Raw genomic sequence first — 17325 nt, 5'->3', positions numbered from 1 at the left:
TATTATACTGCCTAACTTAATTAGGTAAAGTTGGTATCTCCTTACTTCTTTTCACTCTTTGATCCAAACTATCTACATAGTAATATTGCCCGCCAATCTTTAAATCGTAATAGATTATATAAGTAATAGAATTGAAAGAATCATCAGTAGGATCATTATTGAAGTTCTTATCATCTAAATTCTTAGAAATATACTTATAGTTATTATCTACTGGAGCATAATCTTTGAGAACATCAGGAATAGCTTTACTATTTACTCCATTAGGATATCTACCATATTCCCCCTTTAATGCTTGATTAAAATTCTCCAAGAGATTCAAATGATGCTTAACCACAGTCTCATCTTTAAGCATCTAATTCCTCCTTGATTCCATAATTATTTCTATTTTTATAAGACTAATTAAACCTTGTGCTAGTAGAAGAACTGCTACATTTAAGAGCTATTCTGACAGATTAGGAATTGAGAATTAAAATGATAGGTCTTTCCGAAAGATATTTTAATAATTTTTGATTACTCTTTAAAGTCAAAGTGTGCAATACTTCAACTAATCATTATAATTTATATTAAAATTACAGAACAAATTATCTCTATAAAAATCAAATTAATAATTACTAACTTTAATCTACCGTCACCTTAAACCTGATTAATCATTTGATACATAGGCATCATTGTAGAGAAAATAATAAATATAATAATAAGCCCTAACAGAAGCATCAAAGCAGGCTCTAGTATAGACATAATCCCATCCAATTTCTCCCTTAGTTCTTCTTCATAAAGCTCAGATATCCTAAGTAACATCTCCTCTAGCCTTCCAGTCTCTTCTCCTGTTTTTATCATTTTAATTACAATTTCTGAAAAGAAAGGGTTGTCCTTTAAAGTAGCTGTCAAACTCATACCACCTTGGATATCCCTCTTAGCCTCTCTAATTGTCTTGGCGAGAACTGAGTTGTAGGCAATGCCACTTAAGGTATCCAAAGACTGAATAATAGGAAGACCACTCTTAGATAATAGGCTAAGGCTCTTAGTAAAGCGAGTAATCTCTATCTTCTTAATCAAAGTTCCAACAATAGGTAGCTTTAAAAGTAAACTATCTATTCTATACCTACCTTGATCCTGTCGATAATACCAATTTAGAGCTAAAACTAACAGATTAAAAAGCAATATCAATAGATACCAATACTCTACTATAAAAGTACCCGTTGCTAGTAATATCTTAGTAAGTAAAGGTGGCTCTAATCTCATTTTGGCAAAGAGATTAACAAACTTAGGTAAGATATTAGTCACAATAAACAGACCTAATACTATTGTCATCACCAAGATAATAGCAGGATAAGAGATAATAGAGAGCAATTCTCTTTTAAACTTCCGTTCTCTTATAAAATATTCACTCATCTCATTTAAAACATAAGCCAAAACTCCAATCTGTTCCCCTGTTGCTACCATTTTAATCAATATTTCAGGAAAAACGTGCTTCTCCTTTTCTAAAGCATCAGCCAAATACATCCCTTGCTCCACATTCTTTCTAAGATTAATCAGAGTAGCTTTCATCTTGGAATGCTCCATCTCTTCAGATAATAATTTTAAAGCAGCAATTAAAGGTATCCCTGACTCTACCATAGTAGCAAATTGTCTTAAAAAGATTGCCAACTCCCTTAAATCTACCTTCTTGAATCTATTAAAGATATAGTACCAACTAAGATTAAATAAGCTTTTCTTCTCCTCTATCTCAATTACATAATAACCTTGATTTCTCAAATATCTAATAGCTACTTTTCTATTCTGGGCTCTAAGATGACCTGATAATACCTTGCTACTATCATCTCTAACTCTGTAATTAAATACCTTATCTATCACCCTCACCCCTTGCTAAATTAATCATCTATCACCTAATAGAGCTTAATTTCTATTTCAATCACTGCCTCTTCTAACATATACAATACTACATACTTATATAAATCCCTCTTTTAGATTCTTTTTATCTAATGAACTGATTAGGAAATGAAACTATCTCATCCCATTAACCAGCCTCTTTTTTGCTTTGCTTGGTGAGTTATCCCTTAAACCATCTAACACCTTCTTACCCTGATATGGCTTGATAAAATCTTGATAATCTTCCAAGGGAATTTTGGCACTGGACTCATCTAATATAACTTTATACTCGAGCATCTTCACTAATAATTGAGTACATGGATATTGATTACAGCTAGCACAGTTCTCTAATCCCTTCTCCATTGTACAACTACGAACTTTACAATCTTTATCAATTCTCTTTGTACCTTCATTATAAATAGAACAACCATAACAATAGACCTCATCAGCAGGAATATCTATACCAAAATACTTTAACCATCCTTCACTAAGCCTTCTTTGATCACTTTTACTGGCAATGTTTTCTCTGTAAGCTAAGCAAAGATTACATTTGTGACCACAACAGCCTATAATTTCTTCCATTTACCTATTCCCCTTTTTAATGGTACTTTTGATAATTAAACCTTCCAAAAATAATATACTTATTTTAAAGAGGCTCTTTATACAAGATTTCTAACCAAATTCAGTAAATGATAATGACAGTAATCAATAATAGATAGTATTAAAAATCTCACTTTAGACTTGGAGACTATAAAAATGATGAATAAGCAGTAATTTATCTTTTTTACTTTTTAGCATAAATAAAATTGACCATAATATAAGCAAACTCCTGCTACTATGGTCAATTTCATAAAATTTATTTTTATTTATTTAACTTTTTATAAAGTTGATTTAATTCTTCTTCAGCCAAAAACCCTTCTGAAGCTGATGTAGCACCAATTTTATACGAGGCAAATACTATAGCTTTCTTAATAGCCTTATAAGGATTAGCTTCTTTATTATAACAGTGGACAAAACAAGAAAACAATGAATCTCCTGCTCCTACAGTATTAACAACCCCTCTAGTCTTGACTGCTGGAATCACTTCTATAAAATCATCCTCTTTGATTGCAAGTAAGGCTCCTTTAGAGCCCAAACCAATTACTATAATCTCTGTTCCAAATTCATCCCATAACTTCTGAACCCACTGTTTAGGTGGCATAGGTAATAACTCATCACTCATAAAAAGAATGTCTGCATACTCCATAAAATCTCGATTATATTCATCATTTAAATCCTCAATAGTATGGACATCTGTAGCAATCACCTTGTTCAATTCACAACCCTTCTTCAAAAAAGGGCGAGAAAAATTAATATTGGTTAGACAGAGAATAGAAGCTTTTTTAACAAGTTTATCAAATATCTCTTCAGGATATACTCTATCTTGAATATCCTTTAAATCAGTATGTATCTGCCGTCTTCCTTCTTTATCATAAAGGATTACCGATTGTGGGGTAGCCTCTAAGCTATCAATAATATAATCTGTAGATAAGCCTTCCTCTTCAAAGGTCATTTTGACAGACTTCCCTGCCAAATCAGCTCCTATTAAGGAGATATAATCAATCTCACTTCCTAATTTCTTTAAAGCCTTAGCCAAGTTATACCCTACACCTGAAACCCTACTATTAACCCCAAAGAAGGGGTAATTAATAGGGTTATAATCTAATGGAAAACCTTTAATCTGCAAAGTAGTTTCAATATTGGTCAATCCTGAGATCAATATCTTTTTCATGACTTCACTACATCATCCTTCTCTTTAAAATTAAGGGTATGGAACAATCCCATACCCTTTTTATTATTCTCTCTTTAGCTTCATCAAGTCCTTTTTAGAGCTATCAATTTCTAGCTTATTTAACTCTTCAAGGATCTTATCATAATGGGTTTCTCCCTCAATAACTCTTCTCCTACCTTCCTTAAGACCTCAACCTTATCACTATTACCTTTTCTTCACTTTGATACAAGCTATAAACAAAAATACCTATTACTAAAATCACTACCGTAATGGAAATCCAATCAGCCTTTTAATTAATCTAAACAATAGAATCCTCCTCAATCTTTCCTTCCAACTCTACTTTAACTCCACCGAACTTAACAGCAATAAAATTATAAAGCCAGCCCACAATAGCACTGAATATTACTCCAAAAACAATATAAATGATTGGGCTAACTACACCAAGCCCCACCAAGGCCACATCATTAGCTAACAGACCAGCAAGCAAAGTAAATAACCCAAATATCAATGATATAGCTGCTGCTATAATCCCATATACCTTTATAATTGATTTAATATCAAGTCTTTTAACCTCTATCATCCTAGTCTTCCTCCCCCTAGATAGTTTTGAGTCTAAACTAATTACTTCAGCCTTTAAGCCACCAAATCTATCTGCAATAAAGTTGTAAATTTTAGCAGAAATAAAAGTACCTATAAAAGCGAAGATAATCTGACCAATGGTCATTAATATTTCTGCTAAATTTATTCCACCTTCTACTAACATTACAGCCAAATTCAATAAAAACCCAAATAACAATAAAGGTAATATTGTTAATAAATAGACCTTTGCTGCAGAAAAAGCATCTACCTTCTTTAACTCAATCATCTTACTCCTCCTTCCGATTTTCACCAACATATAATCTATCTAACTAAATTAGATATCAAAAGAGATTAGCTTTTAATAACTGGTACTGTTAATCCTCCTTGGGGCATAATAATAGCACTATATTTATTATTGTATTTTTTATCTAAATAAGATAATGCCTCATCTAAATTATTCATCTTCTTAGCAAACATCAACTCTGTTATCTCTTGATTGAATTCAGAGATTAAAATAAACTCCTTACTCAAAGCCACCTTACTAATAGCAAAGGCCTTATGACCACCAATTACAAAGCGTTCTTTAATTCTTTCTATATTATCTTCAGGTTTTTTAGCAGTATTTAACCACTCCTCAAAAACATCCTCTCCTAAACCTGCTCGACATTCTGCTAAAAGTACTATCGTTCCACCATCTTTAACAGCATAATCTGCATTATCTAAAGCCTTTTGAGCCTGATAGATATTAATATCCTTTGGATATCCCCCTGCACTGACTATTGCTACATCTACTTTCTCTTTAATTGGAACATGATACATCTGAGCAGAAGTCTTTACCCCTTGATACCAAGCTGCTTCTAAATCACCTGCTACTACCTCTACTATCTCTTTTTTACTATTTGTAACCACATTCAAAATAAAATCTACTCCCACTTTATTAGCTGCTTCAATCATCTCTAGGCTGACAGGATTATCTTCTATCGTAGGCAGATTGCCAAGTAGATTAACCATATGGGCATGGTTTCTTTGGATACTCTCCCTTCCTGCTACCCCTGGTAAGATAGATTTACGCCCTCCTGAAAACCCTGCAAAATAATGGGCTGTTATTACTCCAGTAGTAATTAAAAAGTCTGCCTCTACAACCTCTTTATTGAGCAATAAAGTATTCCCAGAACTTAGCTCTCCTAAATTGACTAGATTATTATCAGGATCATGGGAGATTAAGCGATAATTATTAACTATCTCATCACCAAAGATTCTTCTATTCTGCTCTTCAGTATTAGGTTCATGGATACCTGTAGCGATAATAAAGGTAATAGCTTCTCTCTTTACTCCACCCTTCTCTAACTTCTCTAATAAAGGTGGTAACATATAATCATAAGGTGTTAATCTGCTAACATCATTGACTACTATGACTACCTTTTTAGGACACTTCTCCTTTACTAATTTATCTAAGGGCAAAGATTTGATAGGGTTAGCTAAACTAGCTTTAACAGCTGCTAAAGGATCTGTTACACCCTCCTTCTCATTAGGCAATAATGTTTCTACCTCTTTTCCTAGCAAATCTAGATTTAAAGCTACTTTTTCTTCTCCATACTTTAACTTCATACTCTACTCCTCCATCTTCTTTTTTATTCTTTACTTAATTTTATATTATATATTTAGATGAAAGTTATCTTTCTCCTTTTTTTATAATTAGTCATAAGTGACCAATCATAAAGTAACTATATCTTTTAAAAAAAACTATACCTGTTTTAAGGTACAGTTTAAAAAATCAAAAGATGGATTAGTCTTTATTCTTCATTTGTTCGATTAATGCATCAATCTCTTCTTGAGACATTACCTCATCTCCCATAACTATACCTCCTTATTAGCATTCAGCCTAGATCATTACCATAAAACCTATTATTATCTAATTTGTTCTTATTTTATCATAAATAAAATAATCATCAATAGATTTTTATTATAAATAGAAGCTATAAATATAAAAATAACACCTGCTAATAACTAACAAGTTCTATCAAACAGGAGCTTATTTTCAACCCAAAAACTCCTGCCACAATTCCTCTAATTCACTTTGCTTAGATTTATCCCTTAACTCATGATATTTTGGCACTAAATGAAGCTTTTTAGTATTATAAATATTCAAATGACCTATATCCTGAAAGCCATCATCTAAACTTAACTTAGCTGCTTGTGAATTATAAATACCTTTATAATTTACAGAATATCCTCTTCTTTGTAAGTAATCACTAAACTTCTTAGCTTTCTCCTCCAAATCATCTACTAAACCATTCTTCTTTGTAGCACCTTGACTATTTGCTCCTGCTTTAGCCAATTCATCGGCTCGCTCATTCCACTTCACTCCTGTATGAGCCTTAACCTTATGCCAGCTAATTTTAATGTTGGTACTATCTATAAACTCTTTAAAATTTTGAGTTAAAGGCTTACGAGTTTTATACTCTCCAGTAGCCCATTTCTTAATATTATCTAAGTCATAGTAAATAGCAACTCTCTTAATACCTCTACTCTGACACCACCTAATTGCTTCTTTAGTTGCTACTAATTCACCACCTACTTGCCTAGAATCTTGAGCATCAGGGTCACTAACATAGCCTGATAATTCATCAATAACCTTATCATCTTTCAAAACTACTAATCCATAACCTATCTTTCCATCTAAATAAGAGCCATCAACATATATTTTATACTCTTCTTCAGTTGCTAGTTTAGAGCTAAGGTTGCCACAATTCCATGTTATTAATACCTTTTTTTTAACTTCTTTTTGCTTTAACTCATTAGTCTTTAGGGTATATTTATCCTTTTTAGGGCTATAATAGAGGTTTAAATACCCACATGCCTCATCTTCAACTATAATAGCTAACTTAATCAAATAGTCACGAATCTGCTTAATCTCGCCTTCTATTCCCTCTTCTTTTAGCTTTTTAAGAAATTGATTAGCTTTAACTTTTAACTGCTCCTCACATCTATAAGCCATTATTCTATTCCTCCTGAAATTAAATTTAATATTACGTTAATTATATTAAAAGATGCTAGATATATCAAATTTAAAAATAACTAGAATTAAAAAAACCATTAATGACCCCAAGAGGCTTTCACTAATAGCTTTACTTATTTTAGCCTAAAATCTCACCTTTTTACTTCTTCTTAACAGAAAATGGATTATATCTAACTCATAATTTAGGAATAGAAAGTCTTAAATAATTATTTAATTCCTTTATAATCGGTATTATTTATAGAAGGAACCTTTACTTTTTCTGTATATCTTTTTATTTTAAAGAAGAAGGTGGTCCCATCATCATTACTTTCAAACCAAATATCCCCTTGATATACTTTAGTGATAATATAATAAACTACTGTTAGTCCTAAGCCTGTCCCATTATTCCCTTTAGTTGAAGTAAAGGGATCAAAGATACTATCTTGAATCCTCTCTGGAATTTTATTTCCAGAATTATAGATACTAAATAGAATATCTCCTCCTTGCAATGAGGAATTTATTGTAATCTTCTTCTCTTCAGCTTTATTAGCTAAAGCATCTATAGCATTATCCACTAAATGTATTATAATCTCTTTAAACAAATCTTTATCTAAGACTGTTTTCATACTTTCAATTGAAAATTCCCAGCAGATGTCCTTATAATTTTTGGAAATATCATCTAATATCTCTTGACAAACTATATCCAGTTCTACCTCTTCTAAACTCAAAGAACTAGGATCTGATATTTGGACAATGTCATTTAATAAGTCATTAATCCAGCTTATTCCAGATTTAATATGCTCAAAATAAGACTCAATTTCATCCTGATTCGATTTTATTTTACCAAGCTCTGCTACAGCCAATATCTCCTGTAGAGGATTTCTGATTTCATGAATAACCCGAAAAGCCATCTCTCTAATATTTTCAAGTCGCTCAAATTGTTTAACTTGATTTGAATATTTGCTAATCTGTCCTAAGTTCATACCAATACAGATTGATCCTAAAAGATGACTCTCTATCTCAATAGGAAAGCAAATAACTTCAAGCACCCTAGATTGACAACCATTATTTATCTTACTCTCTTTACTAATATATAATTTAGTATGTAAAAAATCTCCCTTTGAGATAAAATCACCCAAAATACTATTTCCATTCTCTTTAGAGATATAACTTTTTTCGCTTTTAAATAAATTCTCTCCTAATAATTCATCATCATTTTCCAACCCTGCATTATCTAAAACTGCTTTATTAACATATAAAACTTTACCCTTTGTATCAAATAAACTTATCTCTAACTGACTAAAATAGATATCATAGTTCTGATAAAAAGCATCAACTATACCTTTTAAATCTTTAATTGGCTTAGGAAAGTCAAAATTTAAGACCACTACCCCTTGAGAACCATCCTTTAATTTTGCTGGAATATCACAATACAAGATATTCTTCTGCATATTCCCCCAATTATACTCTATGTAACCATAATTAGGTTTACCTGTAGATAATGCCTTTAAGCCTATTACTTTACCTAATGGATGAAAATTACTCAAATCTTGATTCCTTAATTGATGAGGATCCACTGTCTCTCCTTTTACTTTTTTATATAGGTCATAAGATTGTTTATTTCCTCTTTGAATTCTGTATTCATCATCAAGAATTATAGCTAATCCAGGAAAATTATTAATTAAAAAAATTAAAACTTCTTCCATTTCACTTCCTCCCACTGATTTTAAAATCTCATAAGTCCTATTATTAGCCAAGCAAACCATAAAATATCATTGAGTCATTACTCTCTGAAGACCTTCCAAAAATACAACTAAACCATAAATATATCTAAAAGATTATAAAAACACTATATATATTCTTTATTTTTTCTCTACGAAATAGCTTAATTTTACTATAATCTATTGCTTAATGGACATTATTCCATTAATTTCTACTTTTTATATATTGTACGAACAATTCAATTATCCTTCATTTTATTTTAAACATTAAATTAATAATCCAGTATAAGAGTGAATTTTTCTGTTTATTTCCATAAAATGTAAATAAACTATCTTAGCACTAATATTTTTAAATCAATTTCTTTGGGATTATAAAGAAAATTTTTCATATATAAATTGCTACATAGTCAAATAATTTGACTTAAATTTATACTACAATCTATATGTTAATAAAGATCTAACTTTAGATTAGATTAAAGTTAACCTCTTATTTTTAGAATCTATAAGTGACTAACTTTAATTAATGGTGTATAATTAATATCTTTTCGTACAGAATTATTATATGATGATTTTATTAAGGAGTTGGTATATTATGATCAACAGACCATTTAACCTAAATTTTAACATTAATAATCTAGCTAGGTTTGTATTATTAATCTTAACCTCGCTAATTGCTGTGATGATAGGATTTTCCCTAGTTATTTATCCAATACCTTCATTACTTTTATTAAGCCTTATTCTCTCTATGATTGGGCTAAGATACAAGAGTTCTCAAAAAACAGAACTAATTGAAAAAGCAGATCCATATATAGATAATTTTATTGATAATTATTTTAAGATTAATTCTATGCACATTAATGAGACACATCCTTTTTCTAAAAGTATAAGTAGTCTACAATATTTATTGAAAAAGAAGAATATCAAGCTAAAAAAAGATCTATTACTACCACTGCTTTTTGAAAAACTAATATTGCGCTTTATTGAAAGCAATTTAGATTACTCTTTTAGATCAAGCATAGCAGATATACCTGAAGAGAAGATTAACAGCCTTCATTATATATTTGATAAATTGCAGATAAAAGTTAATAAAAGAGAATTATATAAAAAGGCTAAAGTTGCTTATTTAAAAAGAAGAGAGGAAGATTTTAATAATTTCTTTTTAGAGAATAATCCAAGCTTAGCTGATAACCCTACAGTTCAGGAGTGGAGTAAAGCATATGTAGATACCTTTGAAAATAATACTAAATATATTAACTTTCTAGAAAAATTAGCATTTAGTAAGAATACCCCCTTAAAAAATAAGGAATTAGAAGCTCAAATTGAAAGTGAGATAGAAAAGATAACAATCAAGCGCAATGCTATAAAGGTCTATCAAGCTATGGCATCACAAAAGATCTCCTTTTCCTTACTAGAGATTGGTGATGTTGATAAGATGTCAAGTAAAGAGTTCGAAAGATTTCTTAAGCTCCTCTTTGAAAAAAGAGGCTATAATGTTAAACATATTGGAGGGAGCGGAAACCAAGGAGCTGATCTTATCTTAAAAAAATTCAACGTCAAGACTGTAGTTCAGGCAAAAAAATATAAAAATACTCTAAATAATACAGCTATTCAAGGAGTAGTTGCTGCCAAAGGATTCTATAATTGTAAAAGGATGATAGTTGTCACCAATAGCTCCTTTACCCTATCCGCTAAAGAACTGGCTAAATCTAACAATATAGAGTTATGGGATAGAAAAAGGTTAAAGGAAGCACTAAAGTATACACCTATCTACTTACATGAACTAGATTAAAGGATAAAATAAGAACCTCCAGAAATGGAGGTTCTTATTTTATCCTAAGACATTATCTAAGAACATCATAATTACAAAACCAATCAAGATAGCATGGGTAGATATATTTGATGTAGCATCTTTTTGACTTTCTGGTATAATCTCATTACTGATAACAAATAACATCGCTCCTGCTGCAAAAGCCAAAGCAAAAGGTAATAATGATTTAGATACCTGTACCAACCCTACACCTAATAACCCTCCAAGGGGCTCTACCAATCCACTTAATAATGCTATAAGAAAAGCCTTCCAAATTTCTACCTTCTCTCTTACAAAAGGGATAGCCACCGCTAAACCTTCAGGAATATTCTGTAATCCAATAGCAATTGCTAAACCTAGACCATTGGCTATATTACCATCACCAAAGCCAACCCCTACTGCCAATCCTTCTGGAAAGTTATGTATAGTGATCGCTAATGCAAAGAGCCAAACCCTTCTCAAATTGGAATTTTCATCAGTAGAGCTAGCTAACAGATTGGTATCTGGAAAGAACTTATCTACTAAATCTAGAAAACCTCCTCCTGCTAGGATACCTAATAAGGTTATAGTAGCCCCTTTAATACTTCCCCCAGCACTCTCAATAGCTGGAATAATTAAACTAAAAGAAGTTGCTGCTAACATTACCCCTGCTGCAAAGCCTAAAGAGGTATCCAAGACCTTCTTAGGGATATTACTAGTAAAAAAGATTGGTAGAGCTCCAACACCTGTGGCTAATCCAGCAGCTAAACTTGCCAAGATACCTAAAGTCAGAATATTATAAGTTGATAAAGATTCAACCATTCAATCACCTCCATTACTCCATAATATTCAAGGATTCGATTCCTGTGATGAAAAATAGAATATATTAAAATAGCTATGCATAAATATATATCATAACTTCACCTACTGATGAATAGTAAAGGAGGTCATTATATGAAATTAATAGAGTACTTAAAGAAGAGTTCTCCCAAATTATTAGATCAAATTGCCAAAAAACATAATATCTACTATACCCCAACCTTCTCAAAAAACTGGTTGAGCAATCAATTAAAAGATAAATTATCTAATTCTACTTACTTTCAAAAGATAGTAAATACAGAATTATCACCACAAGCAACTAGGGTTTTAAAGAGTTTAACCTCTACAGAATCAATAAATAAGAAAGTACTTGAATCTAATATATATCAACAATTAAATAACTTGGGATTTCTCTATGAAGAGAATAACTTCTATTACTTACCAAAGGATTTAAAGGATATTATAGAGGAGAATTTTAAAGTAAAGAAGACTCCCTTAAATATAAATAATAGATCTGTTAAACAAGAGGATATTAATGATGATATTATTAGTGGAAATGCGAAAAAGCCAATCAAAAAAGAGCTTAAAATAAAGGTTCCTGAATTATTAAATCAGGCAATCTCAGTAGAAAAGAAGCCTGATATTAACTTCTTTATGTATTCAGTCTTGGTATTAGGTTATGCCAATAAACTATCTAAAAATAGTAGATTAAGCAACCAAGATATAAAAGATAAACTATTATCTTACCTTAGTAAAATCAACTTCACTGATTTTAATACTGAAGAATTATTAAATTACATTTTAGATTATAGCCATAAACGGAGATTAATCTATTTAAATAACCTCAAATTAAGGAATAACTTTAATAGATGGTTAAACACAGAGTATTCAGAAAAGATTCTAGATTTCTTAGATATCTTCTTTCCCCATAATGTTAGAAAGATAAGAGAAATAATTGCAGTCTTAATTCATTATCCTTTAAATAAAGAGATTCCTATAGACTTTATTATAGAAGAATTAAATTTTGATATTAGAAAAAGAGGAAAAATATTTAATTTATTGAATATATTTAACATAAGGGGTAATAATCTAAGTTTGACTCCTTTTTGTTGGAACTTATTTAATAATCGATTGACACAAAATTCTAAAGAGATTCATATTATAGAAGAAGAGATAATTATCAATCCAGAAATCGATTTAGCTAAACTGTGGATTATATCACAAGCTGCTTCATTAATAGAGATTAATCATAATCTAAAGTTCAAATTAGATGAAGGAGGTTATCTAATGAGTAAGAATTTAGAAAGAAAATATCCAAACTTGAGGGAGCTGAGGTTAAAAAGGCTAAAGGGAGAATATCAGAATGTCTCTGATGAAGAATGGAAAGAAATGTTGAACAGATTCAAATTAGAACACAATATTACTGGTAATGAGAGTTTAAGAATTGATTTAGCTTATAGTAGTCTTCATTATCCTATTTAAAGATTGAGTCTAAGTTTAAATTGAAGTATTAATAGAACTTAACTTTAATCTTGGACTTAATCAAAATTAAGATTTATTCAAAGAAAAAGGGGGATTATCCCCTTTTTCTTTATTTATCTGCCACTACTACCAGTGGAAATGAATCTAACTTCTGATATTGACTATAATTAAAATCACCATAAAATTTGACTTCATTAAAGCCTGCTTCTAACAATAACTCCTTTAACAGATCAGACTCTAAAGGATATAATAAGACCGAATTCTTAAATTCTCCCCTAGGAGTAGTCAAGCGAGTCTTAAAATCTACCTTTCCCTCTCTAAACTCATAGTCTCTAACCAATTCTACAATAGAATTAGGTCCTGTTATAGTAGGTAGACTCTTAATCTCTTTAGCTAAGATCCTGTCATAATTAACAATCTGTAGGACTAATTTACCTTTCTTTTTTAACAAGTCATAGCTTTTATTTATCAATTCTCTTATCTCTTCTTGATTATCTAGATGTACCAATGAGTTACCTATACAATTTATCAAATCAAAACTTGCTGGTTGGTATAATTTATCTAGATTGAGCATATCATCTACTCTAAAATCAACCTCTGCCTGCTCTTCATAAGCCTTCTCTTTAGCTAAATTTATCATCTCTTCACTCAAATCCAGAGCTGACACTTGATAGCCTTCCTTAGCCAAGGCTATAGCATAATTTCCTGTTCCTGTAGCCAAGTCTAAGGCCTTTCCATTATCTTGGAGATTATCCATTAGAAACTTTAATTTCTTCTCTTTTAAAGGGAAGATATAATCATAGTAAAGACTAAACTCTTCATAAAACTTCATCTTAACACCTCTCTATATTTTATTTTTAGCTGTTAATAACTATTTTAAGTATTAAATTACTTTTTTATCAATTATGTACTGTATTAATAGCAAAATTAATTTAATAATATAGAAATCTTATCGGACTTTTTTTGATCTTTGATAGGTAGTTGGCTTTAACCTAACCAACCACCTACCTACTTATCACTCTTTACTATCCCTCAACTTTAAGTTAATAATAACAGATAAAGAAAGTATTTACTGTGATTAAGGTCACTTTAAGAGATTATAAAAATAAAAATAGATTCGAAATCGAATCCATTTTTTCAATTTAACAGTTTTATAATATTATTTCCTAAATCCAAATGCTCTTCTCCAGCCTCATTAATTCTACCCACCATCATAAAGATACCATCTATCAATTCAACTACATTATTAAAATGGCTCTCTAGCTGCCAAGCTACCCTCTGGTTCTTATCCATATGTAAATCAAGTTCCTTGATTCCACCTTTAGCTTCAGCTAATTGTTTATATATCTCTCTAGTACTATCAATAATCTCTTTCAACAAATCACCTGTTCTTAAGGATAAGTCCTTAACCTCTTCTGCTACAACTGAAAAACCTGCTCCTGATTGCTCTGCTCGAACAGCTTCGATAGCAGCATTTAAGGCTAACATATTGGTCTGATCAGCAATCTTTTTAATCTGCTCTACAAATTTAGAGATATTGTTAATCTCACCATGTAACTGATTAAACACCTTATGAAAGTCATCTAACCTCAGCATCGAACCCTTTAAATCATCTTTCATACTCTTTATAATCTCTTCTTCCACCCTATTCTCCTCTAACACTAGAGTTGCTTTATTATTGATCTGATTGACCACACCAATTATCCATCTATCCTCCTCTTTCATCTTTTCTACTTGATTTTTAAGATTATCCTTATAATCATCAAGCTTATTTTGAATATTCTCCTTTTGAACTAACTTATCTTTTAGAAGCTCAAGCTCCTTATCTTTAGCATCTAACTCAGACCTTAAAGTTAATTTTTCTGATTCTAATCTTCTGATTTCTGCTTTTAATTTACCCCTTCCTAGCATCTTAGCCATCTCCTTTGTCTTATAAACTTATAAATTTATATAATTCTGAGTTGTTTACTTGGTTTTATTCTATAAAAAAAGAGACTTACTGTCAAGATACTTATCATTATTTTAGGTAATTTAGTAGATAAGAATAATAGCTGTCAATTTTTACAATTTAACTAAAGTAATGGTTTAGGGAGTAAAATTCTAATTTTTATTGTCTCTCCTTCCTAAAAAACTCTAATAAATAGAGATTATTTATCTATATGTGAAATATAGCATAGATATTACCAATAATCTCAGTTATAATTAATATAACTATCCATTCCAAAACACATCTTAAACCAAGGAGGTGGAATTAATGTTCAAAGAAGAATTAATTAAGGAAATGAAGAACTATTTTGGAGATGACCAGCGAAGAATAGAACATGCCTTGCAAGTAACCAATTATGCTGAGAGATTAATCAAACTATATCAAGGTGATGATATCAATCCAGAGGTAATCATCTATTCTGCTATCTTACATGATATCGGTATTCATCAGGCTGAAAAGAAATATAATAGCCCAGCTGGTAAATACCAGGAGATAGAAGGTCCACCTATCGCTAAAGAGATACTTACAAGCTTTGATATTAATAAAGAACTAATAGAAGAAATCTGTCAGATAATTGGGCACCATCATTCTCCTGGAACTATTAAGACTACCAACTTCAAACTACTCTATGATGCTGATTGGTTGGTCAATTTACCTGAAGAGTATGGTTTAGAAAATCAAAAGAAACCTTTAGCAGAAGTCATAGATAAAATTTATTTAAGTGATGTTGCTAAGAGTTTAGCTAAAAGTCTATTTATTAAATCATTTTCTTAAATATAGTTTACTTTAAAAAATCCATTTCAATATAGTGATTGAAATGGATTTTTTAAGTATCTCTAAGTGTCTTTAATAAAAACCTCTCTCATAAACCTCTACTCTCTCTGCTGTAGCTTGAGCAGGATAAGACTCTATTATATTACCGCTAATCCAAATATTGACCCCTAATCCTTTCTCAAATTGTTGATCTAACTTTTCAGTATTAATCCAAATTAAATCATATCCTCCCTCTGCAACTAGTTCCTCATGGCTCTTATTTAAATCAGCCACTGTAATATCCTCCCTTTGGCTAACTAGGACTCTATTCTCCTCTACCTCCATTATTATACCTTCAATTGTAGTAGACTCCTCCTTAGCACAAGCTGCAATAGATAACAAGGTTATAAGGATTAAACCTAATTTGAAAAGATTCTTCAAAACCATCACTCCATTTTGATATTATTTTCTAACTGGTTTATTATAGTTAAACTAGTATATCAGTTATTGTATCAGATAAGGCTAATCAAAATTAGTTTAACATAAAACAATTGTAAATATTATACTTTTTATTCTAACAAGAGCGATAATCTCTTTTACTAACAAACCGTTAATACAATAGAGAAGTATTGCCACACTTTCGTATCAATTGTAAACTGTATATTGTAGATTATAAAATATCTCAATATAGCTATTAACTGATGATTCTTGCATTGAAGTTCAAAGTTATATTTATAATAATTAGAATATTATCTTTAAATAATGGCAATTATAATAGTAACTCGAAAGGGGGATATTATGAATTTCAAATCTATCTTCAAAGTGAAGAAAAGGTTTGACCAAATGCTATTAGACAAGGATCCACAGTTATTCTATTCTAAGATAGTAGCTTTAGCTACTGGAGCATTTGTGATAGGTAGACTAACTAAAAAGTAGTTTCTTTAAAATGTAATGCCTTCTTTCAAGTAAGAAAAAGGCAGGGAGCAATCCTTGCCTTTTTAAAGTTAGCATATATTTATAAATATCTTCAATTAATAGATTCTCTTATTCTTTTAGCAAGCTCTACACCAAATTCGTAACAACTTCTTAATTGCTCTTTATCAGGAACATATACAACCTCTAGAGGATCACCAATCAACTCAATCTTAGCTCTTTCTAATCTCTTAGCAATCCTTCTAGTTGCACCTCCTCGCCAACCATATGAACCAAAGGCTGCTCCTATCTTATTTTTAAACCTCAATCCTTCCAATTCTTCTAATAAAGGTACTAGCTCAGGAATTATCACATTATTAATAGTAGAAGATCAAATGATAATTACCTTAGCATCAAGAAACTCTTTAACAATATTATTCTTATCAGACTTAGACTTACGATAAAAATGAACTTCTATCCCTTCATCTATCAAACCATCCGCAATCTTTTTCGCCATTAACTCTGTACTATCCCCACATGGTTTCATAGACAATAATTGCTTTTTCCTTTGTTTTTCCCTCTACCCATTCCAAATACTTTTCAATTATTTTATTTGGCTCTTTACGCCAAATAATACAGAGAAGCCCA

At 30.7% G+C, this 17325-nt stretch carries 18 protein-coding genes; 4 read left to right on the top strand and 14 right to left on the bottom strand.

From position 1 onward, the window contains the following. Positions 1-16 precede the first annotated feature (16 nt). The 8 genes from U472_RS10225 to U472_RS10190 all read right to left on the bottom strand — a co-directional run bounded on the left by U472_RS10225 (position 17) and on the right by U472_RS10190 (position 8923). Positions 17-352: a hypothetical protein gene (locus tag U472_RS10225; RefSeq protein WP_068718131.1), complete on the bottom strand. Its 336-nt coding sequence runs from the start codon at positions 350-352 to the stop codon at positions 17-19. Positions 353-633: 281 nt separating this feature from the next. Further along, positions 634-1854 (bottom strand): type II secretion system F family protein, encoded by a 1221-nt coding sequence (locus U472_RS10220; RefSeq protein ID WP_083189862.1) that lies wholly within the window; start codon positions 1852-1854, stop codon positions 634-636. A 150-nt stretch (positions 1855-2004) separates the two neighbouring features. Next, a complete protein-coding gene (locus tag U472_RS10215) occupies positions 2005-2451 on the bottom strand; it encodes a DUF3795 domain-containing protein (RefSeq protein WP_068718129.1) in 447 nt (148 codons plus the stop codon). 280 nt (positions 2452-2731) lie between these two features. Beyond that, a complete protein-coding gene (locus tag U472_RS10210) occupies positions 2732-3640 on the bottom strand; it encodes a carbohydrate kinase family protein (RefSeq protein WP_068718127.1) in 909 nt (302 codons plus the stop codon). A gap of 298 nt (positions 3641-3938) precedes the next feature. Continuing rightward, complete coding sequence (locus U472_RS10205; protein ID WP_068718125.1) at positions 3939-4505, bottom strand: hypothetical protein; 567 nt, start codon at positions 4503-4505, stop codon at positions 3939-3941. Between the two features lie 65 nt (positions 4506-4570). Further along, positions 4571-5827, bottom strand: coding sequence for a nickel-dependent malate racemase, LarAH6 family (larAH6, locus tag U472_RS10200; RefSeq protein ID WP_068718123.1), 1257 nt, complete (start codon positions 5825-5827; stop codon positions 4571-4573). A 430-nt stretch (positions 5828-6257) separates the two neighbouring features. Continuing rightward, positions 6258-7217, bottom strand: a complete 960-nt coding sequence (locus U472_RS10195) for an RNase H family protein (protein ID WP_083189861.1) — start codon at positions 7215-7217, stop codon at positions 6258-6260. A gap of 227 nt (positions 7218-7444) precedes the next feature. Further along, the gene (locus tag U472_RS10190) at positions 7445-8923 is read right to left on the bottom strand and encodes an ATP-binding protein (RefSeq protein WP_068718121.1); all 1479 of its coding nucleotides are present in this window, start codon (positions 8921-8923) and stop codon (positions 7445-7447) included. Between the two features lie 607 nt (positions 8924-9530). Between U472_RS10190 and U472_RS16300 the strand changes: the two genes are divergently transcribed. Next, positions 9531-10727, top strand: coding sequence for a restriction endonuclease (locus U472_RS16300; protein ID WP_176714143.1), 1197 nt, complete (start codon positions 9531-9533; stop codon positions 10725-10727). Positions 10728-10766: 39 nt separating this feature from the next. Here the strand turns inward: U472_RS16300 and U472_RS10180 are convergent, their stop codons facing one another. Beyond that, positions 10767-11546, bottom strand: coding sequence for a ZIP family metal transporter (locus U472_RS10180; protein ID WP_068718119.1), 780 nt, complete (start codon positions 11544-11546; stop codon positions 10767-10769). A gap of 132 nt (positions 11547-11678) precedes the next feature. Between U472_RS10180 and U472_RS10175 the strand changes: the two genes are divergently transcribed. Further along, a complete protein-coding gene (locus U472_RS10175) occupies positions 11679-13025 on the top strand; it encodes a hypothetical protein (protein ID WP_068718117.1) in 1347 nt (448 codons plus the stop codon). 109 nt (positions 13026-13134) lie between these two features. Here U472_RS10175 and U472_RS10170 read toward each other — a convergent pair whose 3' ends face one another. Further along, positions 13135-13857, bottom strand: coding sequence for a class I SAM-dependent methyltransferase (locus U472_RS10170; RefSeq protein WP_068718115.1), 723 nt, complete (start codon positions 13855-13857; stop codon positions 13135-13137). Positions 13858-14162: 305 nt separating this feature from the next. Next, complete coding sequence (locus U472_RS10165; protein WP_068718113.1) at positions 14163-14936, bottom strand: methyl-accepting chemotaxis protein; 774 nt, start codon at positions 14934-14936, stop codon at positions 14163-14165. 343 nt (positions 14937-15279) lie between these two features. Here U472_RS10165 and U472_RS10160 point away from each other — a divergent pair, with 343 nt between their 5' ends. Continuing rightward, positions 15280-15786 carry an HD domain-containing protein gene (locus tag U472_RS10160; RefSeq protein ID WP_068718111.1) on the top strand — a complete coding sequence of 169 codons (507 nt, stop codon included), beginning with the start codon at positions 15280-15282 and terminating at the stop codon, positions 15784-15786. Positions 15787-15858: 72 nt separating this feature from the next. Here U472_RS10160 and U472_RS10155 read toward each other — a convergent pair whose 3' ends face one another. Next, positions 15859-16206: a DUF3221 domain-containing protein gene (locus U472_RS10155; RefSeq protein WP_068718109.1), complete on the bottom strand. Its 348-nt coding sequence runs from the start codon at positions 16204-16206 to the stop codon at positions 15859-15861. A 357-nt stretch (positions 16207-16563) separates the two neighbouring features. On the opposite strand from U472_RS10155, the gene U472_RS16825 reads away from it, so the two are divergent. After that, positions 16564-16701 carry a hypothetical protein gene (locus U472_RS16825; protein ID WP_176714142.1) on the top strand — a complete coding sequence of 46 codons (138 nt, stop codon included), beginning with the start codon at positions 16564-16566 and terminating at the stop codon, positions 16699-16701. Positions 16702-16792: 91 nt separating this feature from the next. Here U472_RS16825 and U472_RS16820 read toward each other — a convergent pair whose 3' ends face one another. Then, positions 16793-17005, bottom strand: a complete 213-nt coding sequence (locus tag U472_RS16820; protein WP_176714141.1) for a hypothetical protein — start codon at positions 17003-17005, stop codon at positions 16793-16795. A gap of 63 nt (positions 17006-17068) precedes the next feature. Then, positions 17069-17194 carry a hypothetical protein gene (locus tag U472_RS17435; protein WP_281201096.1) on the bottom strand — a complete coding sequence of 42 codons (126 nt, stop codon included), beginning with the start codon at positions 17192-17194 and terminating at the stop codon, positions 17069-17071. Positions 17195-17325 lie beyond the last annotated feature (131 nt).

This window comes from Orenia metallireducens, assembly GCF_001693735.1.
Classification (GTDB): Bacteria; Bacillota; Halanaerobiia; order Halobacteroidales; family Halobacteroidaceae; genus Orenia; species Orenia metallireducens.
This window is presented reverse-complemented; position numbering and strand designations above follow the sequence as displayed.